This is a genomic window from Acidovorax sp. Leaf73, from assembly GCF_916855635.1.
GTDB lineage: Bacteria > Pseudomonadota > Gammaproteobacteria > Burkholderiales > Burkholderiaceae_C > Acidovorax > Acidovorax facilis.
Window position 1 is genome coordinate 37,560 of sequence record NZ_CAKASI010000004.1, and the last position, 26,984, is coordinate 64,543.

At 65.1% G+C, this 26,984-nt stretch carries 21 protein-coding genes and 1 riboswitch; of the genes, 1 reads left to right on the forward strand and 20 read right to left on the reverse strand.

From position 1 onward, the window contains the following. Window positions 1–51 precede the first annotated feature (51 nt). The 4 genes from LPA35_RS13440 to lpxC all read right to left on the reverse strand — a co-directional run bounded on the left by LPA35_RS13440 (window position 52) and on the right by lpxC (window position 5,185). Window positions 52–1,707 (reverse strand): methyl-accepting chemotaxis protein, encoded by a 1,656-nt coding sequence (locus tag LPA35_RS13440; RefSeq protein WP_228897330.1) that lies wholly within the window; start codon window positions 1,705–1,707, stop codon window positions 52–54. A gap of 197 nt (window positions 1,708–1,904) precedes the next feature. Continuing rightward, entirely contained in the window at window positions 1,905–3,797 is a 1,893-nt protein-coding gene (gene thiC, locus LPA35_RS13445; protein ID WP_228897331.1) for a phosphomethylpyrimidine synthase ThiC, read from the reverse strand. 114 nt (window positions 3,798–3,911) lie between these two features. Then, window positions 3,912–4,035: riboswitch (TPP riboswitch) on the reverse strand. Window positions 4,036–4,077: 42 nt separating this feature from the next. Then, window positions 4,078–4,254 (reverse strand): hypothetical protein, encoded by a 177-nt coding sequence (locus LPA35_RS13450; RefSeq protein ID WP_176888338.1) that lies wholly within the window; start codon window positions 4,252–4,254, stop codon window positions 4,078–4,080. Between the two features lie 7 nt (window positions 4,255–4,261). Continuing rightward, window positions 4,262–5,185: a UDP-3-O-acyl-N-acetylglucosamine deacetylase gene (gene lpxC / locus LPA35_RS13455; RefSeq protein ID WP_121422316.1), complete on the reverse strand. Its 924-nt coding sequence runs from the start codon at window positions 5,183–5,185 to the stop codon at window positions 4,262–4,264. Window positions 5,186–5,400: 215 nt separating this feature from the next. On the opposite strand from lpxC, the gene LPA35_RS13460 reads away from it, so the two are divergent. Further along, window positions 5,401–7,191, forward strand: a complete 1,791-nt coding sequence (locus tag LPA35_RS13460; protein ID WP_228897332.1) for a methyl-accepting chemotaxis protein — start codon at window positions 5,401–5,403, stop codon at window positions 7,189–7,191. Window positions 7,192–7,313: 122 nt separating this feature from the next. On the opposite strand, the gene ftsZ is transcribed toward LPA35_RS13460, so the two are convergent. The 16 genes from ftsZ to hslU form a co-directional block, all read right to left on the reverse strand. Further along, entirely contained in the window at window positions 7,314–8,555 is a 1,242-nt protein-coding gene (ftsZ, locus tag LPA35_RS13465) for a cell division protein FtsZ (protein WP_055399554.1), read from the reverse strand. A 235-nt stretch (window positions 8,556–8,790) separates the two neighbouring features. After that, a complete protein-coding gene (gene ftsA, locus LPA35_RS13470; protein ID WP_008903721.1) occupies window positions 8,791–10,020 on the reverse strand; it encodes a cell division protein FtsA in 1,230 nt (409 codons plus the stop codon). A gap of 107 nt (window positions 10,021–10,127) precedes the next feature. After that, complete coding sequence (locus LPA35_RS13475; RefSeq protein WP_121422313.1) at window positions 10,128–10,943, reverse strand: cell division protein FtsQ/DivIB; 816 nt, start codon at window positions 10,941–10,943, stop codon at window positions 10,128–10,130. Further along, on the reverse strand, window positions 10,943–11,932 hold the full coding sequence (locus LPA35_RS13480) for a D-alanine--D-alanine ligase (RefSeq protein WP_121507540.1): 990 nt from the start codon (window positions 11,930–11,932) through the stop codon (window positions 10,943–10,945). Before LPA35_RS13480 ends, LPA35_RS13475 begins: the two co-directional genes overlap by 1 nt. Beyond that, window positions 11,929–13,362 (reverse strand): UDP-N-acetylmuramate--L-alanine ligase, encoded by a 1,434-nt coding sequence (murC, locus tag LPA35_RS13485; RefSeq protein WP_228897333.1) that lies wholly within the window; start codon window positions 13,360–13,362, stop codon window positions 11,929–11,931. The genes LPA35_RS13480 and murC overlap by 4 nt, the downstream gene beginning before the upstream one ends. Continuing rightward, window positions 13,359–14,423: an undecaprenyldiphospho-muramoylpentapeptide beta-N-acetylglucosaminyltransferase gene (murG, locus tag LPA35_RS13490; RefSeq protein ID WP_228897334.1), complete on the reverse strand. Its 1,065-nt coding sequence runs from the start codon at window positions 14,421–14,423 to the stop codon at window positions 13,359–13,361. Before murG ends, murC begins: the two co-directional genes overlap by 4 nt. After that, window positions 14,420–15,694, reverse strand: a complete 1,275-nt coding sequence (gene ftsW, locus LPA35_RS13495; RefSeq protein WP_228897335.1) for a putative lipid II flippase FtsW — start codon at window positions 15,692–15,694, stop codon at window positions 14,420–14,422. Before ftsW ends, murG begins: the two co-directional genes overlap by 4 nt. Then, entirely contained in the window at window positions 15,691–17,715 is a 2,025-nt protein-coding gene (gene murD, locus LPA35_RS13500) for a UDP-N-acetylmuramoyl-L-alanine--D-glutamate ligase (RefSeq protein ID WP_218298799.1), read from the reverse strand. The genes ftsW and murD overlap by 4 nt, the downstream gene beginning before the upstream one ends. Further along, window positions 17,712–18,890 (reverse strand): phospho-N-acetylmuramoyl-pentapeptide-transferase, encoded by a 1,179-nt coding sequence (gene mraY / locus LPA35_RS13505; protein ID WP_121507542.1) that lies wholly within the window; start codon window positions 18,888–18,890, stop codon window positions 17,712–17,714. Before mraY ends, murD begins: the two co-directional genes overlap by 4 nt. A gap of 51 nt (window positions 18,891–18,941) precedes the next feature. Then, on the reverse strand, window positions 18,942–20,405 hold the full coding sequence (gene murF, locus LPA35_RS13510) for a UDP-N-acetylmuramoyl-tripeptide--D-alanyl-D-alanine ligase (protein WP_218298800.1): 1,464 nt from the start codon (window positions 20,403–20,405) through the stop codon (window positions 18,942–18,944). Continuing rightward, window positions 20,402–21,907, reverse strand: coding sequence for a UDP-N-acetylmuramoyl-L-alanyl-D-glutamate--2,6-diaminopimelate ligase (locus tag LPA35_RS13515; protein ID WP_218298801.1), 1,506 nt, complete (start codon window positions 21,905–21,907; stop codon window positions 20,402–20,404). The genes murF and LPA35_RS13515 overlap by 4 nt, the downstream gene beginning before the upstream one ends. Next, window positions 21,904–23,649 (reverse strand): penicillin-binding protein 2, encoded by a 1,746-nt coding sequence (locus LPA35_RS13520; RefSeq protein WP_176888333.1) that lies wholly within the window; start codon window positions 23,647–23,649, stop codon window positions 21,904–21,906. The genes LPA35_RS13515 and LPA35_RS13520 overlap by 4 nt, the downstream gene beginning before the upstream one ends. Beyond that, window positions 23,646–23,966: a cell division protein FtsL gene (ftsL, locus tag LPA35_RS13525; protein ID WP_055399574.1), complete on the reverse strand. Its 321-nt coding sequence runs from the start codon at window positions 23,964–23,966 to the stop codon at window positions 23,646–23,648. The genes LPA35_RS13520 and ftsL overlap by 4 nt, the downstream gene beginning before the upstream one ends. Before the next feature lies 1 nt (window position 23,967). Beyond that, window positions 23,968–24,894, reverse strand: coding sequence for a 16S rRNA (cytosine(1402)-N(4))-methyltransferase RsmH (rsmH, locus tag LPA35_RS13530; protein WP_228897336.1), 927 nt, complete (start codon window positions 24,892–24,894; stop codon window positions 23,968–23,970). Between the two features lie 8 nt (window positions 24,895–24,902). Continuing rightward, the gene (gene mraZ / locus LPA35_RS13535) at window positions 24,903–25,331 is read right to left on the reverse strand and encodes a division/cell wall cluster transcriptional repressor MraZ (RefSeq protein ID WP_008903734.1); all 429 of its coding nucleotides are present in this window, start codon (window positions 25,329–25,331) and stop codon (window positions 24,903–24,905) included. A 253-nt stretch (window positions 25,332–25,584) separates the two neighbouring features. Then, the gene (gene hslU, locus LPA35_RS13540) at window positions 25,585–26,910 is read right to left on the reverse strand and encodes an ATP-dependent protease ATPase subunit HslU (RefSeq protein ID WP_176888331.1); all 1,326 of its coding nucleotides are present in this window, start codon (window positions 26,908–26,910) and stop codon (window positions 25,585–25,587) included. Between the last annotated feature and the right edge of the window lie 74 nt (window positions 26,911–26,984).

Consider the following 26,984-nt stretch of genomic DNA (forward strand, 5'->3'; position numbering starts at 1 on the left):
ACGGCGTGGTGATTCGTGCAGAGGGTCCCTAGCGGTCAAAAATGCTCAAAATTAACGTATGCGCAGCGCAGGCCTGCGCTGCGCCTGGGCCACGGCTGGCGCAGCGGGCGCCGCTGCCGCGCTGAGGACCGAGGGTGCAGGAGCCCCGCCGTCCTGCAGCTTGAACTGGCTGACCGCACTGCTCAGGTGCAGCGCCTGTTCGCGCAGCGATTCAGAGGCAGCGGTGGACTCTTCCACCAGCGCGGCGTTCTGCTGCGTCATCTGGTCGAGCTGGCTCACGGACTGACTGATCTGGCCGATGTTGTCACTTTGCTCGGCCGACGAGGCTGTGATCTCGGCAATGATGTCAGACACCCGGCGCACGCTGCTGACAATCTCGGTCATGGTCTGCCCGGCCTGGCTGACCAGTCGCGATCCATCTTCGACGCGCTCCACCGACGAACCGATCAGACCCTTGATCTCCTTGGCCGCCTCGGCGCTGCGCTGCGCGAGGTTGCGCACCTCGCTGGCCACCACGGCAAAGCCCCGGCCTTGTTCACCTGCGCGAGCAGCTTCCACCGCCGCATTCAATGCCAGGATGTTGGTCTGGAAGGCAATGGAGTCGATGACGCCGGTGATGTCGGCAATCTTGCGCGAGCTGGTCGTGATCTGGTCCATGGTGGTCACCACCTGCGACACCACGGCACCACCGCGTGCGGCCACTTCGGCGGCCGACGAAGCGAAGTCGCTGGCCTGGCGGGAGGACTGGGCGCTTTGCTGCACGGTGCTGGTCAGCAGCTCCATGGACGAAGCGGTTTCCTCCAGATTGGCCGCGGTCTGCTCGGTGCGGTGGCTCAGGTCATGGTTGCCGCTGGCGATTTCGGAACTGGCGGTGGTGATGTTGCCTGCCGCGTCCTGCACCTGGCGCACCAGGCCCCGCAAGGCGTCCTGCATGCGGCCCATGGCCGACACCAGCTGGCCCACCTCGTCCTGGTTCATGGCCGCCACATCGCGAGAGAGGTCACCACTGGCAATGCGGTCGGCCAGTTCCTGCGCCTGCCCCAGCGACTTGGTGATGGAGCGCACGCTGAAGAAGGTGAGCGGAATCAGCACCGCCAACCCCAGCACCAGCCCGATGCCAATCAACGCCGACATGGTGGAAGTGCGCGATTCAACCCCCGCACGGGCCTCGTCCATCTGCGAGCGGGCCGCGCTGGCCAGGCTGGAGAACAGCTTGTCGGTGGCCTCCATGTGGACCTTCAGGCGGTCGGCGTAGGCACCGCCCCCCGCACCATCGAGCTGCGCCCCCTCGATCTTCTCGAAGATGGGGGCAATGCCGGTTTCGTACTGCTTGATCTCGTCCAGGGATTTGTCGATGGAGGCCACAAACTCTGCATCGCCCGACTGCACCTGGCGCACCTCGGCCAGGCTCTTGCGCAGGGCAGCCAGGGTCTTGGCCCAGGACTCGCGCAGGGCAGAGACCTCGACCGAGTTGTTGAAATTGATGATGATGTCTTTTTCGGTCCGGCGCAGGTCACCCAGGGTCGTGCGCAGGTCGGACATATCGGTCAGGGTTTGCACCCGCTGCGAAAACAGCTCCTGCAATGTGCCCCGGGTGCGGTCCAGGGCCACATAGCCCATGGCGCCAATGACGATCAGAAGAATCAGCGAAAAAACGGTTCCGAAGTAAAGACGTGTGCGGATAGAGAAGCGGCCGAGAGCATTCATGGCTCTTCCTTACATTTTTTAACAGATAACTCAGCATAGCAAATTTAGTGCCACACGCCCTTCCTCCCGGTCTTCTGAACCGGGGGTGGGCGGGACTATATGCCGGGCGGGGCTATCCACCGCACAGGGTAAGCACGGCCCCGTGGCCCTGCTTCAGGGAATCCTCGGGGCCAGTAGCTGCGCTTATTGCACTGTTCTCAAACGGGCTTCAGGGGGATGTACAACTCGCCCCCGCCCTTCTGAAACTCTGCCGCCTTGGTCTGCATGCCCTGGGCCAGGGCTTCAGCCTCGGCCACACCCTTTTGTTTTGCAAAGTCACGCACTTCCTGCGTGATCTTCATCGAGCAGAACTTGGGGCCGCACATCGAGCAGAAATGCGCCACCTTGGCCGAGTCCTTGGGCAGGGTTTCGTCGTGGTACTCCTTCGCTGTTTCCGGGTCCAGGCCCAGGTTGAACTGGTCCTGCCAGCGGAAGTCGAAGCGCGCCTGGCTCAGCGCATCGTCGCGCGAGCGGGCGCCCGGGTGCCCCTTGGCCACGTCGGCCGCGTGGGCGGCGATCTTGTAGGCAATGATGCCCTGCTTCACGTCATCTCGGTCGGGCAGGCCCAGGTGCTCCTTGGGCGTCACGTAGCACAGCATGGCCGTGCCCATCCAGCCGATCATGGCCGCGCCAATCGCGCTGGCAATGTGGTCATAGCCCGGTGCGATGTCGATGGTCAACGGGCCCAGGGTGTAGAACGGCGCTTCGTGGCAGGTCTTGAGCTGCTCGGTCATGTTGGCCTGGATCATGTGCATGGGCACATGGCCGGGGCCTTCGATCATGGTCTGCACGTCATGCTTCCAAGCTACTTGCGTGAGTTCGCCCAGCGTGTGCAGCTCGGCGAATTGCGCTTCGTCATTGGCGTCGGACGCGCAGCCGGGACGCAGGCCATCGCCCAGGCTGAACGACACGTCGTACGCCTTCATGATGTCGCAGATGTCCTCGAAGTGCTCGTACAGGAAGCTCTCGCGGTGGTGTGCCATGCACCACTTGGCCATGATGGAGCCGCCGCGCGAGACGATGCCCGTGCGCCGTTGCGCCGTGAGGTGGATGTAGGCCAGGCGCACGCCCGCGTGGATGGTGAAGTAGTCCACGCCCTGCTCGGCCTGCTCAATCAGCGTGTCGCGGAAGATCTCCCAGGTCAGGTCTTCGGCCACGCCGCCCACCTTTTCCAGCGCCTGGTAGATCGGCACCGTGCCAATCGGCACGGGCGAGTTGCGCACGATCCAGTCGCGTGTGGTGTGGATGTTCTTGCCGGTGGAAAGATCCATCACGTTGTCGGCACCCCAGCGGATCGCCCACACGAGCTTTTCCACCTCTTCTTCAATGCTCGATGTGACGGCCGAGTTGCCGATGTTGGCGTTGATCTTGACCAGGAAATTGCGGCCGATTGCCATCGGCTCCACTTCGGGGTGGTTGATGTTGGCGGGGATGATGGCGCGGCCCCGGGCCACTTCGTCGCGCACGAATTCGGGGGTGATGATGCGCGGGATGCTGGCACCCATCGGGTTGCCCATCAGGCGCTGCTCGCGGACTGCGTCAGCCATGTACTGCTCCATCCACTCGCGCTTGCCGTTTTCGCGGATGGCCACGTATTCCATCTCGGGCGTGATGATGCCCTTCTTGGCGTAGTGCATCTGCGTGACGTTGGCACCGGCCTTGGCGCGCAGCGGCTTGCGCTGCAGGGCGGCGGCCTCGGCGCGCAGCTGGGCCAGGCGCGTGGCGTCTTCGCTCTTTTGCCCATCGTCCAGCGCCACGGGAGCGCGGCCTTCGTAGTGCTCCACATCGCCACGGCCGGTGATCCAGCCCCCGCGCACGCTGGCCAGGCCCTTGCGCACGTCGATCACGGCTTCAGGGTCGGTGTAGGGGCCGGAGGTGTCGTACACGCTGACCAGCTCGCCGTTGGTCAACGCAATGTCGCGCACGGGCACGCGCAGGTCGGTGTGCAGTTGGCCGGGGATATAGGCTTTGCGCGATGCGGGGAAGGGCTCGCGCGTCAGCGCCAGCAATTCAGCAAACTTCTCGCGAGCGATGGGATCGGGGGCGTTCATGGGCAGGTCTCCTGGTTCCGGTGGCGGTGGGGTCTGCTCCGGAATGGACCTGTGCGCCCCCCAGGGGCGGCAGCACCTGGGGCATGACGTGCCCACAGGGACTGCGGGCACGGGGACAAGGAGGTCGGCTCTTCTTCCGCCGGTATGAACCGGATCAAGTTCGTCGGGTTCGCAAGCTGGTCTGAATTTCTTCAGGCCTCTTGCATCTCAGCGCATCAGCACACCCCGGAGCAGGCGCGAGTATAGGCCAGAGAAAAAACTGCGCTGCAGAGCCCGCGCATCACGCGAGTCGGCCAATGAGGATCACCGCAAAGAAAAAGACGGCGGCAATCACCGTCCACTTGAGGATGATGAGCCCCAGGCGCTTGTAGCGCGCCTGCCCGGTACCGGCATAAAACGCAAACGACACGGCAGCCGCCAGAAGCAGCAGCATGGCCAGCCAGCGAAAGATCAACATGTGCGTGCTACCAGGCGCGCGCAGGTTGCGCGAAGCCGGTGGGGGCCTGGCGCTCATCCTCGAAGGTGACCACCTCCCAGGCATCACGCTGGGCCAGCAGCTCGCGCAGCAAGAGGTTGTTCATGGCGTGGCCCGAGCGGAAAGCGCTGTACGCAGCCAGCAGGGGCTTGCCAATGAGGTAAAGGTCGCCCATGGCATCCAGGATCTTGTGCTTCACGAACTCGTCGTCGTAGCGCAGGCCGTCGCTGTTGAGCACCTTGTAGTCGTCCATCACGATGGCGTTATCGAGCCCGCCGCCCAGCGCCAGGCCGTTGGAGCGCATCATCTCCACATCGCGGGTGAAGCCGAAGGTGCGGGCGCGGGCAATGTCGCGGCTGTAGTTGCCTTGCCCCAGGTCAAACTCCACACGCTGGCCGGTGGAGTCCACGGCCGGGTGGTCAAAGTCGATCTCGAAACTGAGCTTGTAGCCGTGGTAAGGCGTCAAACGTGCCCATTTGGCATTGGCTCCCTCGCCCTCGCGGACCTCCACCGGCCGCAGGACGCGGATGAAGCGCTTGGGCGCGTTTTGCAGCTCGACCCCTGCGCTCTGGAGCAGGAAAACGAAAGATGCGGAAGATCCGTCGAGGATAGGCACCTCTTCGGCAGTGATGTCCACATAAAGGTTATCCAGCCCCAGCCCGGCACAGGCCGACATCAGGTGTTCCACCGTGTGCACCTTGGCATTGCCGACCGCGATGGTGGATGCCAGCCGGGTGTCCGTCACGGCCTCGGCGCGGATCGGGATGTCCACGGGCTGTGGCAGATCCACCCGCCGAAAGACAATCCCCGTGTCCGGCTGCGCGGGCCGCAGGGTCAACTCGACCCGCTGGCCGCTGTGCAGCCCGACGCCTACGGCGCGGGTCAGTGTCTTGAGGGTGCGTTGCTGGAGCATCCCGCCATTTTAGTTTCTGGCGCCCTGTCCCGCACGGGCTGAGGTCTTGCCTGCCTTGCAGACGCCACGCCCGGAGCGCTTGTGGCCCGTACGTAGAGCTACCGCCGCGTTTTCACCTACTGCGCAGGCCCCCGGGTTCGCCGCACAATTTGGGGCCAGAGGGCCTTGAAAAGATACAACATGAACACACCACAGATGCCCCCCAGGAGACTCCCATGAGCAAGCTCAGCTTCAAAATGAAAATCATGCTCATGATCGGCACTGCGCTTGTCGCGCTGCTGATCATGGCCGTCACCTCCCTCCTGCAGGAGCGACGACTCATCACCGAGTCCCGAAAAGAGCTGCTGACCACCGCCGTCCAGTCTGCCCACAGCATTGTGGCCGCCTACCAGGCCAAGGCCGCCAGCGGCGCCATGCCCCAGGAGGAGGCCCAAAAGGCCGCCAAGGACGCCCTGCGCATTGCGCGCTATGGTGGCCCCGAGGGCAAGACCGAGTATTTCTACATCTGGACCATCGAGGGCGTGGGGGTGATGCACCCCTTCAAACCCGAGTGGGATGGGCAGAACATGCTGGGCAAGGTCAAGGACGGCTCGGGGGTGGACATCATCGCCCTGCTGGTGAACGGCATGCGCAGCAGCAAGGATGGCAAGGCGTTTGTCCCCACCATGTTTGCCCGCCCCAACCAGACCACCCCGGTGCCCAAGCTCCAGTACATCGTCCGTGTAGACGGCTGGAACTGGATGGTGGGCTCGGGGCTGTATACCGATGACGTGGACATGCTGCTGCGCAAGGCCCTGCTGTCGAGCCTGGCCATGGTGGTGGTGGTGATTCTTGTGGTGGGGGCCATCGGCCTGTTCGTATCGCGCTCCGTGCTGCGCCAGATCGGGGGAGAGCCCACTGACGCCATCGCGATCATGTCGGAAGTGGCCGAAGGCAATCTCGATACACACATCCCCACGGCCCACCCAGGCTCGATGCTCGATGGGCTCGCCCACATGGTCACTTCGCTGCGCAAGCTGGTCACCGACGTGCGCGCCGCCACCGACAGCATCGCCACCGCGTCGAGCGAAATCGCGCAGGGCAACAACGACCTGGCCCACCGCACCGAAGACACCGCCAGCAACCTGCAAAGCACGGCCAGCAGCATGGAGGAGCTGACCAGCACCGTCAAGCAGACCTCGGACTCCGCGCAGACGGCCAACCAGATGGCCACATCGGCCGCTGCGGTCGCGGCACGTGGGGGTGAAGTGGTGTCCCGGGTAGTAGCCACCATGCAGGACATCAACGCCAGCAGCAACAAGATCAGCGACATCATCGGCGTGATCGATGGCATCGCCTTCCAGACCAATATCCTGGCCTTGAATGCCGCCGTCGAGGCAGCCCGCGCGGGCGAGCAAGGCCGGGGCTTTGCCGTGGTGGCCAGCGAGGTGCGCAGCCTGGCCGGACGCAGTGCCGAAGCCGCCAAGGAGATCAAGGCCCTGATTGGCGCATCGGTCGAAAAGGTGGAGTCGGGCACGCAGCTGGTGGGCAATGCGGGCGCCACCATGACCGAGATCGTGGAAAGCGTTCAGCGCGTGACCGACATCATTGGCGAAATCCGCTCGGCTACGTCCGAGCAGAGCCAGGGCATTGCCCAGGTCAACACGGCCATGAACCAGCTCGACCAGATGACGCAGCAGAACTCTGCCTTGGTGGAGCAATCCACTGCCGCCGCAGACAGTCTGCGCGAGCAGGCCATGAAGCTCACCCAGGTGGTCGCACTGTTCCGGGTCAATGGCAGCAATGCCCCAGCGCCGTCCCCGGCAAGCCGGCCCGCCCCTGCGGCCACACCCCGCCCCACACCCGCTCCCGTACGCGCTGCCGCACCGCGCCCCGCACTGGCCAAGGCCGCTGCACCCCGCCCTGCGTCGCCCGCCAAGGCCCCGGCAGCGGCGCTGCCGCCCAAGGCCAGCAGCCCCAAACCTGCAGCGGACAACAACAACAACGACGATTGGGAGTCCTTCTGACCCCAAGGACCTGAAGCAGCACAAGCACAGCGCAAGCAAACCTCGCTGCCAAAAAAGAAGCCCTGCCAGCTTGTGCTGGCAGGGCTTCTTGTCTTGCGGCCCATGGAAGAGCCTGTTGTCGATCAGTCGGCTTGCTTGCGCAGGAAAGCAGGGATCTCCAGGTCATCCATGCCACCCGAGGACAGCGCGTCCACGCGGGCTGCCGCCTGCGTGCGGTTGGTGCGCCACACGCTGGGCACCGACATGCTGCCGTAGTCGGCTTGCGCGCTGCCCGTGTGGCCGCCTTGCACACCCACAGCCCCCCCCAGCGTTCCCACACCGGCCATGGGCATCTGGTAGGCCATATTGTCCGTGCCCGTGCGCAGGCCACCTTGCACCACTGAGATGGGCTGGCGGCGTGCGTTGGCACGCGACAGGCCTGTGGCCACCACGGTCACGCGGATCTCGTCGCCCAGGGTTTCGTCGTAGGCAGCGCCGAAGATCACATGAGCGTCGGTCGATGCGTAGGCATTGATGGTGTTCATGGCCTGGCGCGATTCGGACAGCTTGAGGCTGCCCTTGCTCGCGGTGACCAGCACCAGCACGCCCTTGGCTCCCGACAGGTCGATGCCTTCGAGCAGCGGGCAGGCAATGGCCTGCTCGGCAGCGATGCGGGCGCGGTCGGGGCCGCTGGCAGTGGCCGTGCCCATCATGGCCTTGCCGGGCTCGCCCATCACGGTGCGCACGTCTTCGAAGTCCACGTTCACCTGGCCGTACTCGTTGATGATTTCAGCGATACCGCCCACGGCGTTCTTGAGCACATCGTTGGCGTGTGCAAAGGCTTCGTCCTGGGTGATGTCATCGCCCAGCACATCGAGCAGCTTTTCGTTGAGCACCACGATCAGCGAATCCACATTGGCTTCCAGCTCGGCCAGGCCTTCGTCGGCGTTCTTCATGCGGCGGCCACCTTCCCAGTCGAAAGGCTTGGTCACCACACCCACGGTCAGAATACCCATCTCTTTGGCGATGCGCGCGATCACCGGGGCAGCCCCCGTGCCCGTGCCGCCGCCCATGCCGGCCGTGATGAACAGCATGTGCGCGCCCTGGATGGCGTCGCGGATGTCTTCAACTGCCGCTTCGGCTGCATCGCGCGCCTTTTCAGGCTTGCCGCCTGCCCCCAGACCACTGCCACCCAGCTGGATGACACGGTGGGCCGAACTGCGCGTGAGCGCCTGCGCGTCGGTATTGGCGCTGACAAACTCCACGCCCTGCACGCTGCGGGAAATCATGTGCTCGACGGCATTGCTGCCGCCACCGCCCACACCGATCACCTTGATCTGGGTGCCCTGGTTGAATTCTTCGGCTTCGATCATTTCGATGGTCATCTTGGAGCTCCTGTTTCTAAATTCGTAGGCAATTGCCATATGGGGAAGGGGGTACTGGTGGCTGGAGAACGAGGCGGTCCTGTACATCGCCATCGCTCTCGCGCAGTGCCGTGCGGGCTACCACGGGCTAACCACAAGGCCCCCACGCTTGCCACTGCGTGTGCTGCGCTGCCCCCCGAGGGGGCCTTCGCACCTTGGGGCGGCCCGGCGGCGCTCATTCCTGGGTATTTCATGGTCAGAAATTCCCCACGATGAAATCTTTGAAACGGCCGAACGCCGTCTTCATGGACCCGCTCTTTTGCGCCACCTTGAAGCCGCGCAGACGAGCCAGGCGCGCTTCTTCGAGAAGCCCCATGACGGTAGCAGCACGGGGCTGGGCCACCATGTCAGACAACGCGCTGGAATACTTGGGAATGCCTCGGCGCACGGGCTTGAGGAAGATGTCTTCGCCCAACTCGATCATGCCGGGCATCACCGAGCTACCGCCTGTGAGCACGATGCCCGACGACAGCACTTCTTCATAGCCCGACTCGCGCACCACCTGCTGCACGAGCGAGAAAATTTCTTCCACCCGCGGCTCGATCACACCGGCCAGCGCCTGCTTGCTCAGCATGCGCGGGCTGCGGTCGCCCAGGCCGGGCACTTCCACCTGCGCCTCGGGGTCGGCCAGCAGTTGTTTGGCGTAGCCGCTTTCCACCTTGATGTCTTCAGCGTCCTTGGTGGGAGTGCGCAGCGCCATCGCGATATCGCTGGTGATGAGGTCGCCCGCAATCGGAATCACTGCCGTGTGGCGGATCGCGCCGCCGGTGAAGATGGCCACATCGGTCGTGCCCGCGCCAATGTCCACCACCACAACACCCAGCTCACGCTCGTCGTCGGTCAGCACGGCCTGGCTGCTGGCCAGCGGGTTCAGCATGAGCTGCTCGACCTCCAGGCCGCAACGGCGTACGCACTTGATGATGTTTTCGGCCGCGCTCTGCGCACCGGTCACGATGTGGATCTTGGCCTCCAGGCGGATGCCGCTCATGCCGATGGGCTCTTTCACATCCTGCCCGTCGATCACAAACTCTTGCGGCTCCACCAGAAGCAGGCGCTGGTCGCTGCTGATGTTGATGGCCTTGGCCGTCTCGACCACGCGCGCCACGTCGGCCGAGGTGACTTCCTTGTCCTTCACGGCCACCATGCCGCTGGAGTTGAGCCCCCGGATATGGCTGCCGGTGATGCCGGTGTACACACGCTGGATCTTGCAGTCGGCCATCAGCTCGGCCTCTTTCAGGGCCTGCTGGATGCTTTGCACGGTAGCGTCGATGTTCACCACCACACCGCGCTTGAGGCCATTGCTCGGGGCCACGCCCAAGCCTGCAAGCTTGAGCTCGCCATTGGGCAGGACCTCGGCCACCACGGCCATGACCTTGGCGGTGCCGATATCCAGCCCCACCACAACGTCTTTGTATTCTCTTGCCATATCAGTCTCTGCCCTTCTCTGTTCTGTCCCGCCGCCCCACGGCCCCATTCACGAACCCACCTGCGTCCCGCTCCACATACCAGCGCTGTTGCTGTTGCTGCATGCCATTACCTCCTGCGCACGGCACTTGCCGAAGCAGCCGCCGCTGCGGTATCGGTCACCACCGTGGTCACACCGCGCATGCGCAGGGCGTAGCCCCCGGCATGCCGCAGATCGGCGGACTCCAGGGCATCCACGCGCCGCCCGTACTGCGCAGCCACCTGTGTCAGGGTGCGCGTGAAGCGTTGCGTGCGCTGCACCACCTCCTGCGGTGTGCCGCCGCCCAGCTCCACTACGGCGTCGCTGTCCAGCGTGGCCCGCCAACCGCCCCGCCCCGTCAGCTCCAGCGTCTCCACCTCCAGCCCGAGCGGTTTGAACACCGGCTGCAGCAGGCCAAACATCTGCAGCACCTCGGGTGAGCTGCCTGCAGGACCCAGCAGGCGCGGCAGGCCGTCCTGTTCCACATCACCCACGTTGGCCTCGAACACTTCGCCCTGGCTGTTGACCAGCGCAGAGCCGGTGTCCGGCCCCCAGTACGCCACGGCGTCATGCTCCTGCAGCTCCACGCGCAGGCTACCGGGGTACACCCGCCGCACCTGGGCGCGGCGCACCCAGGGCACCTGCTCGAAGGCCTCGCGCGCGGCACGCAAATCCACCGTGAAGAAATTGCCCACCAGGTGCGGCGCGACATTGGCCCGCAAGGTCACCGCGTTGTTGTGCACCAGCTCGCCCTGCACCACGATGCGCGCAATCGCAAAGCCCGGGTAGCGCAGCACCCACCAGGCCCCCGCCGCCAGCACAAGCAGGACGCAGCCCACGAACAAGACCGATGCGGTCAGGTTCATGAGCTTGACGTCCAGCGGTGCGGGCAACGTTTGGGTCATCAGTCGGCCTTCGACCTTGTCGGTGTGTCCAAGGCGGCATCGGCCAGGATGCGCAGGCACAGCTCTTCGTAGCTGATGCCCGAAGCCCGTGCGGACATCGGCACCAGCGAATGCCCGGTCATGCCGGGGGACGTGTTCATCTCCAGCAGGAAGGGCTTGCGATCGCTGGCGCGGATCATCAGGTCGGCACGGCCCCAGCCCCGGCAGCCCAGGGTGCGGTAAGCCTCCAGCACGATGCGCTGGATCTCGCGCTCCTCAGATTCGGGCAGACCGCTCGGGCACTGGTACTTCACGTCATCGGTGAAATACTTGTTCTGGTAGTCGTAGGCGCCATCGGGCGCCACGATGCGGATCACTGGCAGCGCACGGGCACTGGCGCCCTGGCCCAGCACGGGGCAGGTCACTTCTTCGCCTTCGATGAACTCTTCGCACAACACATCGGGGTCGTACTGGGCAGACAGCTGCACGGCCTCCTGCATGTCCGAGTAGCCACGCACCTTGGTCACGCCGATGGAGGAGCCTTCGCGCGGCGGCTTCACGATGAGGGGCAGGCCCAGTTCATCGGGCACGGTGCGCACCACCTCGCGCTGCTGGCGGTCGGGCGCCAGCCACACGTAGCGTGGTGTGGGCAGGCCCTCGGCCAGCCACACGCGCTTGGTCATGACCTTGTCCATGGCGATGGCCGAGGCCATCACGCCCGGACCGGTGTACGGGATGCGCAGCAGCTCCAGCGCGCCCTGCACCGTGCCGTCCTCGCCATGGCGGCCGTGCAGCGCGATGAAACAGCGCGCATAGCCGTCGCGCTTCAGGTCACCCAGTGCGTTCTGCGCGGGGTCGAAGGCATGGGCATCCACCCCGCGCGAACGCAGCGCTTGCAGCACGCCGCTGCCAGACATCAGCGAGACCTCGCGCTCGGCCGAGTCACCGCCCATCAGCACAGCAACCTTGCCCAGGGATTTCACATCAAAATTGGAATCAAAAACGGTCATAGCGCGCTCCCTTCAAGCGCTGAAAGCTCACTATTTTGTAGCATCTCCACCACCTTGCCAGGTACGGCGCCAATCGACCCTGCGCCCATGCACATCACCACGTCGCCGTCCTTCGCGTTGTCGGCAATGGCTTGCGGCAGGTCGGCCACGTTGTCGATGAATACCGGCTCCACGCGGCCCGCCACGCGCAGCGCACGGGCCAGCGATCGACCATCGGCGGCCACCACAGGCGCCTCCCCAGCGGCATACACCTCGGTGAGCAGCACGGCATCGGCATTGCCGATGACCTTCACAAAATCCTCGAAGCAATCGCGCGTGCGGCTGTAGCGGTGCGGCTGGAAAGCCAGCACCAGGCGGCGCCCCGGGAAGGCACCCCGTGCGGCAGCCAAGGTGGCAGCCATCTCCACCGGGTGGTGGCCGTAGTCGTCGATCACGGTGAACTGGCCGCCATCCTTGGCGGGCAGGTCGCCATAACGCTGGAAGCGCCGGCCCACACCCTTGAAGCCTGCCAGCGCACGCTGTACGGCTTCGTCCGGAATGTTCAGCTCCACGGCCACGGCAATGGCCGACAGCGCGTTGAGCACGTTGTGCTCGCCCGCAAGGTTGAGCACGATCTCCATGTCGGGCAGCGTGACGCCGTTGCGCCGCTGCACGGTAAAGCGCATCTGGCCCGCCTCGGCCCGCACGTTGATGGCGCGCACCTGGGCGTCTTCCGAGAAGCCGTAGCTGGTGATGGGGCAGGTCACGCTTTGCAGGATGTCGCGCACAGCGGGGCTGTCCACACACAGGATCGCCGTGCCGTAGAACGGCATGCGGTGCAGGAATTCGACAAACGCGCCCTTGAGCCGGCCGAAGTCGTGGCCGTAGGTCTCCATGTGGTCGGCGTCGATGTTGGTCACCACGGCCATCACGGGCAGCAGGTTCAGGAACGATGCGTCGGACTCGTCGGCCTCGACCACGATGTAGTCGCCGCTGCCCAGCTTGGCGTTGGCGCCTGCGCTGTTGAGCTTGCCGCCGATCACAAAGGTCGGGTCCAGGCCCGCCTCGGCCAGCACGCTGGTCACCAGGCTGGTGGTGGTGGTCTTGCCGTGGGTGCCTGCAATGGCGATGCCCTGCTTCAGGCGCATCAGCTCGGCGAGCATCAGCGCGCGGGGCACCACGGGAATTTTTTTCTCGCGCGCGGCCAGCACCTCGGGGTTGTCGGGCGTGACCGCCGTTGATGTGACCACGGCATCGGCACCGTCAATGTGCGCAGCCGCATGGCCCAGGCAGGTCTTGATGCCCAGCCCTTCCAGGCGGCGCAGCGTGGCGCTGTCGGCCAGGTCCGAGCCCGAGATGCGGTAGCCCAGGTTGAACAGCACCTCGGCGATGCCACTCATGCCCGCGCCGCCCAGGCCCACAAAATGGATATGGCGAATCGCGTGTTTCATGCCAACTCCTCGCAGGCAGTCACCACTTCGCGGGTGGCGTTGATTTTTTGCATGTTTTTGGCCTTCAGCGCAATATCTACAAGCGCAGGGCGCTCCAATTTCAATAGCATTTGCGACAGCCCTTCGGGCGTCAGGTCGCGCTGCTGCACCAGCCAGCCGCCACCGGCATCCACGAGGAACCTGGCATTGGTGGTCTGGTGGTCGTCCACCGCCGACGGGAAGGGCACAAACAAGGCAGCAGCGCCCACGGCAGCGATCTCGGTGACCGTGCTCGCGCCAGAGCGGCAGACGACGATGTCGGCCGCCGCAAACGCGCTGGCGGTGTCATCGATGAAGGGCGTGCACTCCGCCTCGACCCCTGCAGCCGCATAGTTGGCCCGCAGGGCGTCGATCTGCGTGGCGCCGCTCTGGTGAATCACCTGCGGGCGCTGGTCGGCAGGCATCAGGGCAATAGCCTTTGGCACGATCTCGTTGAGTGCGCGCGCCCCCAGGCTGCCACCCACCACCAGCAGGCGCAGCGGACCGGTGCGCCCCGCAAACCGCTCGGCCGGACCGGGCTGCTGCGTGAACGGCGTGCGCAGGGGGTTGCCCACCCACTGGCCTTGTTTGAACACGTTGGGGAAGGCGGTGAACACCCGGTCGGCCACTCCGGCCAGCACCTTGTTGGCCATGCCCGCCACCGAGTTCTGCTCGTGCAGCACCAGCGGCTTGCCTGCCAGCACCCCCATCATGCCGCCCGGAAAGGTGATGTATCCGCCCAGGCCCACCACCACATCGGGCTTGACGCGCCGCACCACCTGCAGGGCTTGCCAGAAGGCACGCAACAGGCGCAGCGGCAGCAGGGCCAGCGTCACGATGCCTTTGCCGCGCACGCCCGAGAAGTCAATCAGTTCGAGGGCGAAGCCGTGCGTGGGCACGATGCGCGCCTCCATGCTGCCGGGCGCGCCCAGCCAGTGCACACGCCAGCCACGCGTGCGCAGCTCTTCGGCCACCGCAAGGCCCGGAAAGATGTGGCCACCGGTGCCACCGGCCATGATCAGAGCAGTCTTCTGCGCGCTCATACGCGGCCCCCTCTCATGAGGAGCTTGTTCTCGTAGTCGACCCGCAATACCACCGCAAGCGCCACCAGGTTCATCAAAATCGCAGACCCCCCAAAGCTCATCAACGGCAGCGTGAGCCCCTTGGTGGGCAACGCGCCCAGGTTCACGCCCATGTTGATGAAGGCCTGAAAGCCGATCCAGATCGCCACGCCCTGCGCCACCAATCCAGCGAACACGCGGTCCAGGGCAATCGCCTGGCGGCCGATGTGCATGATGCGGCGCGTCATCCACAAGAACAGCACGATGAGCGTGACCACGCCCACCAGGCCAAACTCCTCGCCGATCACGGCGAGCAAAAAGTCGGTGTGCGCTTCGGGCAGCCAGTGCAGCTTTTCCACGCTGCCGCCCAGGCCCACACCAAAAATCTCGCCGCGCCCGATGGCGATGAGCGAGTGCGAGAGCTGGTAGCCCTTGCCCAGAGCGTGCTCCTCGCTGAAGGGGTCGAGGTAGGCAAACACGCGTTCGCGGCGCCAAGGCGAGCTGGCGATCATCACGCCAAAAGCCGCCACCAGCACCCCGGCGATGAGAAAGAACATGCGGGCGTTGACGCCCCCCAGAAACAGAATGCCCATGGCGATGACCGCCACCACCATGAACGCGCCCATGTCGGGTTCGGCCAGCAGCAGCACGCCCACAATGCCCACGGCAGCGCCCATGGGCAGCACGGCGCGGAAAAACCGCTCCTTCACTTCCATCTTGCGCACCATGTAGTCGGCCGCATAGATGAGCACGGCAAACTTGGCCACTTCAGAGGGCTGAAAGCCAATGGGTCCGATGGACAACCAGCGCCGCGCGCCGTTGACGACCTTGCCCACGCCGGGGATCAGCACCGCGATCAGCAGCAGCAACGCGACCACGAACAACCATGGCGCCGCACGCTCCCACAGCGCCATCGGCACCTGGAAGGCCAGCAAGGCCACCACAAACCCGATCACCAGATACATCGCGTGGCGGGTCAGAAAATGGGTGGAGGCATAGTTGGCAAAACGCGGGTTGTCCGGCATGGCAATCGAGGCCGAATACACCATCACCAGCCCCCAGGCCAGCAGCGCGACCACCACCCACAGCAGGGCCCGGTCGAAGCCCAGCACGCTGGCTGGCGTGCTCGACGACTGGCGGTACTCCGTGCCGCCCACGCGCACGGGCAATACGTCGGAGGCCTTGCCGGGCAGGCCGCCAAACCAGCCGGTCACCCGCTGCAGCAATGTGGAGTTGCGCACATCGGCGGTCATGCCATGCCCTCCAGGGATTGCCCGGCATCGTCTGCCAGCGTGCGCACCGCGTCGCAGAAGACCTGTGCGCGGTGTTCGTAGTCCTTGAACATGTCAAAACTCGCGCAGGCGGGCGACATCAGCACGGCATCGCCCGCATGGGCCCGCTGCGTGGCCAGAGCCACAGCCTGAGGCAACGTCTCGGCATCCAGCAGTACCACGCCGCAGTCCTGCAGCGCAGCGCGGATCTGCGGCGCATCGCGCCCGATGAGCACCACAGCGCGCGCATAGCGCGAAACCGGCGCTGCGAGCGGCGAGAAGTCCTGCCCCTTGCCTTCGCCACCCAGGATGACCACGATGCGGCGCTCTGCGCCCAGGCCGGTAAGGGCCGCCACCGTGGCGCCCACGTTGGTGCCCTTGCTGTCGTCAAAGTACTCAATGCCGTTGATGATGGCCACGGGCTCCACGCGGTGCGGCTCACCCCGGTATTCGCGCAGCCCGTACAGCAGCGGGGCCAAGGTGCAGCCTGCGGCCGAGGCCAGGGCCAGCGCAGCCAGCGCGTTCACCGCATTGTGGCGGCCCCGGATGCGCAGCGCATCGGCGGGCATCAGGCGCTGGATGTGCAGGTCTTCCGCCACTTCGTTGCGGCCGCGCTTGCGGGTTTCATCCGCGTCCATCGCGCGTACCAGCCAGGGCATGCCGCTCACGACCTCAATGCCAAAGTCGCCGGGGCGCCGGGGCATGTCGGCGCCAAAGGTCAGGTGCTCACGCACCTGGGGCTTTTGCAGCTTGACCTTGACCGGAGGCGGCAGCATCTGCATCACGGCCACGTCTTCGCGGTTCAAAATCATGAGCCCCGTCTGGCCAAAGATGCGCGCCTTGGCCGCCGCGTAGGCCGCCATGTCACCGTGCCAGTCCAGGTGGTCCTGCGTGATGTTGAGCACGGTCGCCGCAGTGGGCTCAAAGTTGGTCACACCATCGAGCTGGAAGCTTGATAGCTCCAGCACCCACACCTCGGGCAACGTGCCGGCGTCGATGTGGCCCGCCAGGGTATCGAGCAACGTGGGGCCGATGTTGCCAGCCACGGCCACGCTCTTTCCCGAACGCTCCACGAGCTGGCCCGTGAGCGATGTGACCGTGGTTTTGCCGTTGGTACCGGTGATCGCCAGCACCGCCGGTGCGTAGCCATGGGATGCCCGCAGCGCGTTCAGCGCCATGGAATACAAACTTAGTTCGCCCCCAGCGCTTACTCCACAGGCACTAGCAGCTATCAAAACAGGAGCTATTGCCTCAGGACTCAAACCGGGAGAACGGTAGACCGCGTTCAGGCCTTGGCCTTCCACCAGGCTGGCATCAAAGGCACCGGCGACAAAACGCACCTGGGGCAGCTCCTGCTGCAGCAGGGGCAGCTGTGGCGGCGCAGCGCGGGTGTCGGCCACGGTGACCTCGGCCCCGCAGCGCACGCACCAGCGGGCCATGGCCAGGCCCGAGGCGCCCAGCCCCAGGATAAGGATGTTCTGACCTTGCAGCAGTTGGGCCATGGCTTCGCGCGGCGCGACCTGCGGCTCGGCCTCTGCGCCGGATGCACCCGGGGCGTCAACGTCTTCAACGTCGACACTGTGCTCGACGGGCGCGGCCTCGGGCGCCGATACGTCGGCAAAGATCTGCGCCACGAATTCGGCGGCAGCCTTGGCAGCCGAGATGGCGGGCACGGCTTCAGGGTCCCAGGTATGGCCCTTGGCGGGTGCGTTCCCGGCTGCAGGGGTTACGTCCGGCGCGGCCATTTCAGGCGGCACTGCAGCGACGGGTTCGCCAGCTCGGGACGACGGCTCAGCCGCAATGCCCACGCTGGGCTGCTGCGCATCGGTGTTCAGCGCCTCGGTATCGGCATCGACAGTTTCCGTGGGGTCCGGTGCAAAAAAGTCGTCACCGGCGGGCGCGTTCACGTCGGCGTCCGCACCCGGCCCTGCCAACGGCCGCGCGGCATCGGGCGCCCCGGGTTCGGCGGGCGTGGGACGGATGAGAGGCTCGTCAGCGTTCATCGCAGTTTCAAGGTGGACAGGCCGATGAGGCAAAGCAGCATGGTGATGATCCAGAAGCGCACGACCACCTGCGTTTCCTTCCAGCCGCTCTTTTCAAAGTGGTGGTGCAGGGGCGCCATCTTGAGCAGGCGGCGGCCTTCTCCGTAGCGCTTCTTGGTGAACTTGAACCAGGTCACCTGCAGCATCACCGACAGTGCTTCAACCACGAAGATGCCGCCCATGATGGCCAGCACGATTTCCTGCCGCACGATGATGGCGATGGTGCCCAGCGCAGCACCCAGCGCCAGTGCGCCCACGTCGCCCATGAACACCTGGGCTGGATGCGCGTTGAACCACAGGAAGGCAAGGCCCGCCCCCGCCATGGCGGCGCAGAAGATCAACAGTTCGCCCGCGCCCGGAATGTGCGGGAAAAACAGGTACTTGGAGTACACCGAGCTGCCCGTGACATAGGCAAACACGCCCAGGGCCGAACCCACCATCACCACCGGCATGATGGCCAGGCCGTCCAGGCCGTCTGTCAGGTTCACGGCATTGCTGGAGCCGACGATGACGAGGTAGGTCAGGATCACGAAGCCCAGCACGCCCAGCGGGTAGCTGATCTCCTTGAAGAACGGCAGCTGCAAGCCTGCCTTGGGTGGCAGGTCCAGCGAGAAGCCCGACTGCACCCAGCCCACGAACAGCTCCCACACCTTGGCGTTGGAGCTTTCGGAAATGCTGAACACCAGATACAGCGCAGCAATCAAGCCGATCACCGACTGCCAGAAATACTTCTCGCGCGAGCGCATGCCTTCGGGGTCCTTGTTGACCACCTTGCGCCAGTCGTCCACCCAGCCGATGGCGCCAAAACCCAGCGTGACGATGAGCACGATCCACACAAAGCGGTTGGACAGGTCGAACCACAACAGCGTGGAAATCGCAATCGACAGCAGGATCAGCACGCCACCCATCGTGGGCGTTCCGCTCTTGGACAGGTGCGTCTGCATGGCATAGCCCCGGATAGGCTGGCCGATCTTGAGCGAGGTGAGCACACGGATCACCTTGGGGCCCGCAATCAGGCCGATGAGCAGCGCCGTCATGGCGGCCATCACCGCGCGGAACGTGAGGTACTGGAACACGCGGAAAAAGCCGAACTCGGGCGACAGACCCTGCAGCCATTGCGACAACATCAGCAGCATGTGGCCTCCCCCGCTTGCACGGCCTTGGGTACCGCCACCACACGGGTGACTTCAGAGTGTTGCGCCATGGTGTCCCTCCGGTGCCCGGTTCTGCTTTTGTTGTTGTTCTTGCGGCTGCGCTGCGGCGGTTGCAGTGGCGGCAATCGCCTCCACCACCTGTTCCATCTTCATGAATCTCGATCCTTTGACCAGCACACTGCCCACGGTGGACAGGGCATCGCGCACTGCCACCAGCAGCGCACTCATATCGTTGAAATGCCGGGCACCTCCATAGGCCGTGGCGGCGTGCACCGACTGCGCGCCCAGCGCGAACACCAGGGGGATGCCTGCCGCACGCGCATGGGCACCGGCCTCGGCGTGGAACTGCGGGCCCTGGTCGCCCACCTCGCCCATGTCGCCCAGCACCAGCAGTTGCGGGCCGGGCAGCTCGGCCAGCACGTCGATGGCGGCGCGCATGGAGTCGGGGTTGGCGTTGTAGGTGTCGTCCACCACGGTGATGTCGCGGCCCGCGCAGTGCACGCTGAAAGCGCGCGAGCGGCCCTTGACTGGCACAAAGTCATTCAGCCCTTGGGCGATGGCGACCAGGGGCGCCCCCGCCGCCAGCGTGCAGGCAGCGGCTGCCAGTGCATTGGTCACGTTGTGGCGCCCCGCAATGTGCAGGTGGGTGGCCACTTCGCCTTGTGGCGTGGCCAGTGTGACGGCCCAAGCGCCCTGGCCCCACGCAGCCCGCGTGCAGGCCACATCGCCACCGTCGCCAAAAGTGACAACGCGGCGCCCTGCCGCCAGCGAGCGCCAGAGGCCCGTGTAGGCATCCCCCGCAGGGAACACGGCCACACCGTCGGAAGGCAGACTGGCGAACACCGAGCCGTTCTCGCGGGCCACGGCTTCCACCGTGTGCATGAACTCCAGGTGCTCACGCTGCGCGTTGTTGACCAGCGCCACCGTGGGCTGCGCCATGGCGGCCAGCGTGGCGATCTCGCCCGGGTGGTTCATGCCCATTTCGATCACGGCGGCGGCGTGGCTGGCCTGCAGGCGCAGAAGCATCAGCGGCACGCCGATGTCGTTGTTGAAATTGCCCTGCGTGGCAAAGGCAGCGTCACCCTTCCAGGCGCGCAGGATGGACGCAATCATCTGCGTCACCGTGGTTTTTCCGTTGCTGCCCGTCACGCCGACCAACGGAAGGCTGAACTGCGCCCGCCACGCTGCAGCCAGCGCGCCCAGCGCTGCCAGGCTGTCCGGCACCTCGATGCCCGGCAGGCCTGCGGCGGCAAGGCCGCCATGGGCGATGGCAGCGGCGGCGCCACCAGCGCGGGCGTCGGGCAAGAACGCATTGGCGTCAAACCGCTCGCCCTTGAGCGCCACAAACAGGTCGCCCGCCTGCAGCGTGCGCGTGTCGGTGTGCACGCGTGCGAGCGGCGTAGCGCCATCGCCCACCAGGCGGGCGGCGGGAATGCGCGGCTGAAGCAGCGCAAACGCCTGCGCCAGGGTCATCATCACCCCAGGGGTGGCGGTCATGGACGGGCTCCTCGGGCCTGCAGCGCGGTCTGCGCATGGGCCATGTCGGAGAACGGCAGGCGCACACCGGCCGTCTCCTGGGTGTCTTCGTGGCCCTTGCCGGCGATCAGCACCACATCGGCGGGCGCTGCATCGGCAATGGCCAGCGCAATGGCGGCGGCGCGGTCGGGCTCGGCGCGCACGGTGTTGCCAGCGATGGTGCCTTGCAGAATCTGGTGCAGGATTGCCGCAGGGTCTTCGCTGCGCGGGTTGTCGCTGGTCACCACCACCCGGTCGGCGTGGTGCTGGGCGACGGCGCCCATCAACGGGCGCTTGCCTGCATCGCGGTCGCCGCCACAGCCAAAAACGCACCAGAGCTGGCCACCGCGCTCCTGCGCGATCGGGCGCAGGGCTTGCAAGGCCTTGTCCAGCGCATCGGGCGTATGGGCATAGTCCACGGCCACCAGGGGTTGGCCAGGGTGGTGGATCTGCTCCATGCGGCCCGGCACCGGGGAAAGCTGGGCGCAGGCATAAAGCGCGTGCTGCAGCGGCACGCCCAGCGCGCGCAGCCCGGCCAGCACGCCCAGCAGGTTGGAGACGTTGTACTGCCCGATCACGCGGGTCTGCAGCACATGCGTGTGCACACCTTCGGCCACGGTGAAGCGCAGCCCGCCTTCGCCCATGCTGATGTCGCGCGCCGCCAGACGGGCGGGGCCGGTGATGGACACACTCCACAGGTCCAGCAGCCGGTCTGCCAACGTGGCATGCAGCTCGGCGCCGCGTGCATCGTCGATGTTGACCACCGCAGCCTGCAGGCCCGGCCAGTCAAAGAGCACGCTCTTGGCCTGCCAGTAGGCCGCCATGCCGGGGTGGTAGTCCAGATGGTCCTGCGTGAAGTTGGTGAACAAGGCAACACGGATGCGTGTGCCTGCCATGCGGTGTTCGGCCAGGCCGATGGAAGAGGCCTCTATGGCGCAGGCCGTGCGGCCCGAGTCGGCGAACCGCTGGAACGCGCGCTGCAAGCGCACCGGGTCGGGGGTGGTCATGCCCGTGCTGGTGAGTGCAGGCGGCGTTCCCATGCCCAAAGTGCCTACCAGCGCGCATCCGCCTTGCGCAGTAAGCTCATGTTTTGATAGCACATTGAGGGCTTCGGCCAGCCACCAGCTGGTGCTGGTCTTGCCGTTGGTGCCCGTCACGGCCAGCACGTCCAAGCGCTGCGTGGGCTGGTCGAACCAGTCGGCCGCAATCAGGCCGGTGGCGGCCTTCAGGCCATGGAGTGCCGCCACGGGCAGACCTTGCAGCGCAAAGGCCTCGACACCCTCGTGCTCCACCAGGCAAGCCACAGCACCCCGCGCAAACGCATCGCCGACGTGGGCGCGGCCGTCGGTGGCAGCGCCTGGCCAGGCGATGAAACCATCGCCGGGACGGATCTGGCGGCTGTCGGTCTGCAGGGTGCCGGTCACCCGCTCGCGCAGCCAGGCCACGGCATCGTGCACCGATTGGAGCAAAGGCACCGTCGTCATAGCGATTCCTCCACCGCGTTGGCCACGATCTGTGGCTTGACCGCCATGTCGGGCTGCACGCCCATCATGCGCAGCGTCTGCTGCACGACTTCGCTGAACACCGGTGCAGCCACGGCACCGCCGTAGAACACGCCATTGCTGGGCTCGTCAATCATCACGGCCACGATGATGCGGGGCTTGTCGATGGGCGCCATGCCGGTGAACCACGCGCGGTACTTGCCCGAAGCGTAGTTCTTGCCCACCTGCTTGCGCGCCGTGCCCGACTTGCCGCCCACCGAGTAGCCCACGGTCTGGGCCTTCTGGCCGGTGCCACCAGGGCCTGCAGCCATCTGCAGCATCTTGCGCACCTGGTCGGCCGTCCGCTCGGAAAATACCGGCACGCCCACGGCGGGCTCGGCTGTCTTGAGCATGGTGGCGGGAATCACCCGGCCACCGTTGGCAAACACCGTGTACGAGCGCGCCATCTGGAACAGGCTGGCCGACAGGCCGTAGCCATACGACATGGTGGCCTGCTCCACCGGGCGCCAGGTCTTGTACGGGCGCAGACGACCCGTCACCACACCGGGGAAATGCAGTTGCGGCTTCTGGCCAAAACCAGCGGCTGAGAAGGTCTCCCACATTTCGCGTGCAGGCATCTGCATGGCCAGCTTGGTGGTGCCCACGTTGCTGGACTTCTGGATCACGCCTTCCACCGTCAGCACGCCGTAGTTGTGCGTGTCGGAGATGGTGGAGCCGGTAATGTTGATGCGCCCCGGTGTGGTGTCCACGATGGTTTCGGGACGCACGCGGCCCGTCTCCAGTGCCAGGCCGATGGTGAAGGGCTTCATGGTCGAACCGGGCTCGAACACGTCGGTCAGTGCGCGGTTGCGCAGCTGTTCGCCCGTGAGGTTCTGGCGCCTGTCGGGCACGTAGCTCGGGTAGTTGGCCAGCGCCAGCAGCTCGCCTGTGTGCGCATCGAGCACCACCACACTGCCCGCCTTGGCTTTGTGCGCGGCCACCTGGTCGCGCAGCTTCTGGTAGGCAAAGAACTGCACCTTGCTGTCGATGGACAGCTGCATGTCCTTGCCATCGACCGGCGGCACGGTTTCGCCCACGCTTTCGACCACGCGGCCCAGGCGGTCCTTGATCACGCGGCGCGAGCCCGGCTTGCCCGCGAGCTCCTTGTCGAACGCCAGTTCCATGCCTTCCTGGCCATGGTCTTCCACGTTGGTGAAGCCCACCACGTGCGCAGCGGCTTCACCCTCGGGGTACTGGCGTTTGTATTCCTTGCGCTGGTAGATGCCCTTGATGTCGAGCGCAGCAATCTGCTGGCCCACATCCCAGTCGAGCTGGCGCTTGATCCAGACAAAGGTCTTGTCTTCATCCGCCAGCTTTTTCTGCAGCTCGGCCTGCGGCATGTCGAGCAGTTTGGCCAGCTGCTTGAGCTTGGCGCGCACCTCGGGCCTGTCCTGGTCCACGTCTTCAGGGATGGCCCAGATGCTGGCCGCCGGCACGCTGGAGGCGAGGATCAATCCGTTGCGGTCCACAATCTTGCCGCGGTTGGCGGGCAGCTCCAGCGTGCGCGCAAAACGCACTTCGCCCTGGCGCTGAAAAAACGCGTTGCCAAACACCTGCACATAGGCAGCGCGCCCCGCCAGCCCCAGAAAACCCAGCGCAATCATCGCCACGATGAACTTGCTGCGCCAGACCGGTGTCTTGCTGGCAAGCAGCGGGCTGGAGGTGTAGAGCACGCTGCGGCTCATGGCTGCACCCCTGCCGGTTGCGATGCGGCCGCTGCAGCCGCCGCCGCAACACCCTGTGGGTCAGACACATACTGCGTGATGGCCGGCGTGGCCGTGCGCATGTTCAGCTGGGCACGCGCGATCTTCTCCACCCGCAGCGGCGTGGCCTGGGCGCGCTTTTCCACCTGCAGGCGCTGGTGCTCGGTTTCCAGACGACGGGCCTCGGCCACAGCGCGGTCCAGCTCGGTGAACAGGCGGCGCGATTCATACTGGGTGTGCACCAGATAGATCGCGCTGGCCAGCACCGCCAGCAACAGGACCACGTTGAGCCTCGTCATGTCAGACGACCGCCGTGCGCTCGGCCACGCGCATGATAGCGCTGCGTGAGCGGGGGTTGGCGGCCACTTCGGCAGCACTGGGCTTGATGCGGTCCAGCGCGATGAGCTTCATGGCCTGCGGCGCGGCAAACGGCGCACGGCGGTCATAGACCTCCTTGGAGTGTTTGGCGATGAACTGTTTGACGATGCGGTCTTCGAGCGAGTGAAAGCTGATGACTACCAGCCGCCCGCCCGGCTGCAGCACCGAGAGGCTGGCCTCTAGCGCCTGTTGCAGCTCTTCAAGCTCGGCGTTGATGAAAATCCGAAGAGCTTGAAATGTGCGCGTTGCAGGGTTCTGGCCCGCTTCGCGGGTTTTGACCGCGCCAGCCACGAGATCGGCAAGTTCTGCGGTGGTTGAAAGAGGACCCCGTTCTTCGCGCCAAGCAACAATCGCCTTTGCAATGGGGCCAGCAAACCGTTCTTCACCGTAGTCACGTATCACCTCCGCAATCTGACCGACTTCGGCCGTGGCCAACCAATCGGCCACGCTTTCGCCGCGCGTGGTATCCATGCGCATGTCCAGCGGGCCGTCAAAACGGAAACTGAAGCCCCGCTCGGGGCTGTCGATCTGGGGCGAGCTCACCCCCAGGTCCATCAGCACGCCCGCAGCACTGGCGGGCGGCAGATCGGCCAGATGGCGGAAACCCTCGTGCCGAATGGAAAAACGCGCATCGGTGATGCGCGTTGCTTCGGCGATGGCTTCGGGGTCCTTGTCGAAGGCCACAAGGCGCCCCTGCGGCCCCAGCCGAAGGAGGATGAGGCGAGAGTGCCCACCGCGCCCAAAGGTCGCATCGACCCAGGTGCCCGCAGGCTCAGGGCTTGCGCCGCCCAGGAGAGAATCCACGGCCTCATTGAGCAGGACGGTGGTGTGTTGCAGGTGGGATGTCACAGCGCGCCTTAGAAGGAGAAGTCCTTGAAGACATCCGGCATCTCGCCCTGCATGGCCTTGGCCTCCTGCTCGTCGTAGGTGGCCTTGTCCCAAAGTTCGAAATGGTTGCCCATGCCCAGCAGCATGGTGTCTTTGGAGATACCGGCTGCTTCACGCAGCTCGGGCGAAACCAGCACGCGGCCCGTGGCGTCCATGTCCACATCCATGGCGTTGCCCAGAAAAATGCGCTTCCACCACTGGGCGGACATGGGCAGCTGGGCAATGCGCTCGCGGAACTTCTCCCACTCGGGGCGGGGGAACACCATCAGGCAGCCGTGCGGGTGTTTGGTGATGGTGAGCTGACCGGATGCCGTGGCCGCCAGGACGTCACGATGCCGGGTCGGCACAGACAGCCGACCCTTCGCATCGAGACTCAGCGACGAGGCACCTTGAAACACGGACAGATTTCCAATTCGGTTTTGCGCCTCGGGGGTCCGTGCAATGGACCTTGAGGGCACTTTTCACCACTTAATTGCACTTTTTTGCACTGTAGCAGGAAAAGCACACCGAACAAGAGGGTGTCCAACAAACTTTTGTAATGAAATCAACGACTTAGACGCGACTTTGCAGAGTTTAAAAAGCCAAAAGTCGTTGAAAAATAAGCACTTAGAGAGGCCTATGAAAGTGACCTCTCAAGGCTTGACCGAGTGGTCACAGGATGTAGCGTGAAAGGTCCTCGTCCCGGCTCAGTGTCTGCAGGCGGGCGTCCACATAGGCAGCGTCAATGGTGATGGTCTGACCCGATAGGCGAGTCGCATCAAAACTCACCTCGTCCAGCAAGCGCTCCATCACCGTGGACAGGCGGCGTGCACCGATGTTCTCCGTGCGCTCGTTCACCTCAAAGGCGATGTGCGCCAGGCGCGTGATGCCCTCGGGTGCAAATTCGAGCGTGACGCCTTCGGTGGCCAGCAGGGCCTGGTACTGCTTGACCAGGGACGCATGGGTCTGCGTGAGGATGGCCTCAAAGTCCTTGACCGACAGCGACTCCAGCTCGACCCGGATGGGGAAGCGCCCCTGCAGCTCCGGGATCAGGTCGCTGGGTTTGGACAGGTGGAACGCCCCGGATGCGATGAACAGGATGTGGTCCGTCTTGATCATGCCGTACTTGGTGGACACCGTGGTGCCCTCCACCAGCGGCAGCAGGTCGCGCTGTACGCCCTGGCGCGACACGTCGGCACCACTGGTTTCCTGGCGCGCAGCCACCTTGTCGATCTCGTCGATGAAGACGATGCCGTTCTGCTCGGCATTGGCAACGGCGCGGGTCTTGATCTCTTCCTCGTTGACGAGCTTGCCCGCCTCTTCGTCGGTGATGAGCTTGAGGGCCTCGGCAATCTTGAGCTTGCGGGTCTTGCGCTTGTCCTGCCCCATCTGGCTGAACATGCCACGCAACTGCTCGGCCATTTCTTCCATGCCCTGGGGGCCCATGATTTCGAGTTGCGGGCGGCCTTCGGCGACATCGATCTCGATCTCCTTGTCGGCCAGCGCGCCTTCGCGCAGTTTCTTGCGAAAGACTTGGCGGGCCGTGTTGTCAGCCGCGGGCTCGGTGCCCGCGGCTGCGCGGGCCGGGGGAATCAGCACGTCCAGGATGCGCTCCTCGGCAGCATCTTCGGCGCGGGTGCGCACCTTTTTCATCTCGGACTCGCGGGTTTGTTTGACAGCCATCTCGGCCAGGTCGCGGATGATGGAATCCACGTCCTTGCCGACATAGCCGACCTCGGTGAACTTGGTGGCTTCGACCTTGATGAAGGGCGCATCGGCCAGCTTGGCGAGGCGGCGCGCAATCTCGGTCTTGCCCACGCCGGTCGGGCCGATCATGAGGATGTTCTTGGGTGTGATCTCCTGGCGCAGGCTGCCTTCGACCTGCTGGCGGCGCCAGCGGTTGCGCAGCGCAATGGCCACGGCACGCTTGGCGCTGGCCTGGCCCACGATATGGTGGTCCAGCTCGGAGACGATTTCCTGGGGGGTCATGGACGACATGGCGAAAATTCCAGTCAAATTGGGCTCTAGCGCTTATCTATCAAGCGCTAGCAGCTATCAAAAACGTATCAAAT

What these genes read in the sequence shown, in the direction of transcription:
- ftsW (WP_228897335.1), bottom strand. Translation starts at nt 15,694, where the DNA reads ATGACCGCCGATGTGCGCAACTCCACATTGCTGCAGCGGGTGACCGGC.
- thiC (WP_228897331.1), bottom strand. Translation starts at nt 3,797, where the DNA reads ATGAACGCCCCCGATCCCATCGCTCGCGAGAAGTTTGCTGAATTGCTG.
- LPA35_RS13450 (WP_176888338.1), bottom strand. Translation starts at nt 4,254, where the DNA reads ATGTTGATCTTTCGCTGGCTGGCCATGCTGCTGCTTCTGGCGGCTGCC.
- murG (WP_228897334.1), bottom strand. Translation starts at nt 14,423, where the DNA reads ATGAGCGCGCAGAAGACTGCTCTGATCATGGCCGGTGGCACCGGTGGC.
- LPA35_RS13440 (WP_228897330.1), bottom strand. Translation starts at nt 1,707, where the DNA reads ATGAATGCTCTCGGCCGCTTCTCTATCCGCACACGTCTTTACTTCGGA.
- ftsA (WP_008903721.1), bottom strand. Translation starts at nt 10,020, where the DNA reads ATGGCAAGAGAATACAAAGACGTTGTGGTGGGGCTGGATATCGGCACC.
- ftsL (WP_055399574.1), bottom strand. Translation starts at nt 23,966, where the DNA reads ATGACGAGGCTCAACGTGGTCCTGTTGCTGGCGGTGCTGGCCAGCGCG.
- ftsZ (WP_055399554.1), bottom strand. Translation starts at nt 8,555, where the DNA reads ATGACCATCGAAATGATCGAAGCCGAAGAATTCAACCAGGGCACCCAG.
- hslU (WP_176888331.1), bottom strand. Translation starts at nt 26,910, where the DNA reads ATGTCGTCCATGACCCCCCAGGAAATCGTCTCCGAGCTGGACCACCAT.
- murD (WP_218298799.1), bottom strand. Translation starts at nt 17,715, where the DNA reads ATGAACGCTGACGAGCCTCTCATCCGTCCCACGCCCGCCGAACCCGGG.
- LPA35_RS13515 (WP_218298801.1), bottom strand. Translation starts at nt 21,907, where the DNA reads ATGACGACGGTGCCTTTGCTCCAATCGGTGCACGATGCCGTGGCCTGG.
- murC (WP_228897333.1), bottom strand. Translation starts at nt 13,362, where the DNA reads ATGAAACACGCGATTCGCCATATCCATTTTGTGGGCCTGGGCGGCGCG.
- lpxC (WP_121422316.1), bottom strand. Translation starts at nt 5,185, where the DNA reads ATGCTCCAGCAACGCACCCTCAAGACACTGACCCGCGCCGTAGGCGTC.
- LPA35_RS13460 (WP_228897332.1), top strand. Translation starts at nt 5,401, where the DNA reads ATGAGCAAGCTCAGCTTCAAAATGAAAATCATGCTCATGATCGGCACT.
- LPA35_RS13480 (WP_121507540.1), bottom strand. Translation starts at nt 11,932, where the DNA reads ATGACCGTTTTTGATTCCAATTTTGATGTGAAATCCCTGGGCAAGGTT.
- murF (WP_218298800.1), bottom strand. Translation starts at nt 20,405, where the DNA reads ATGACCGCCACCCCTGGGGTGATGATGACCCTGGCGCAGGCGTTTGCG.
- LPA35_RS13520 (WP_176888333.1), bottom strand. Translation starts at nt 23,649, where the DNA reads ATGAGCCGCAGCGTGCTCTACACCTCCAGCCCGCTGCTTGCCAGCAAG.
- LPA35_RS13475 (WP_121422313.1), bottom strand. Translation starts at nt 10,943, where the DNA reads ATGACCCAAACGTTGCCCGCACCGCTGGACGTCAAGCTCATGAACCTG.
- mraY (WP_121507542.1), bottom strand. Translation starts at nt 18,890, where the DNA reads ATGCTGCTGATGTTGTCGCAATGGCTGCAGGGTCTGTCGCCCGAGTTC.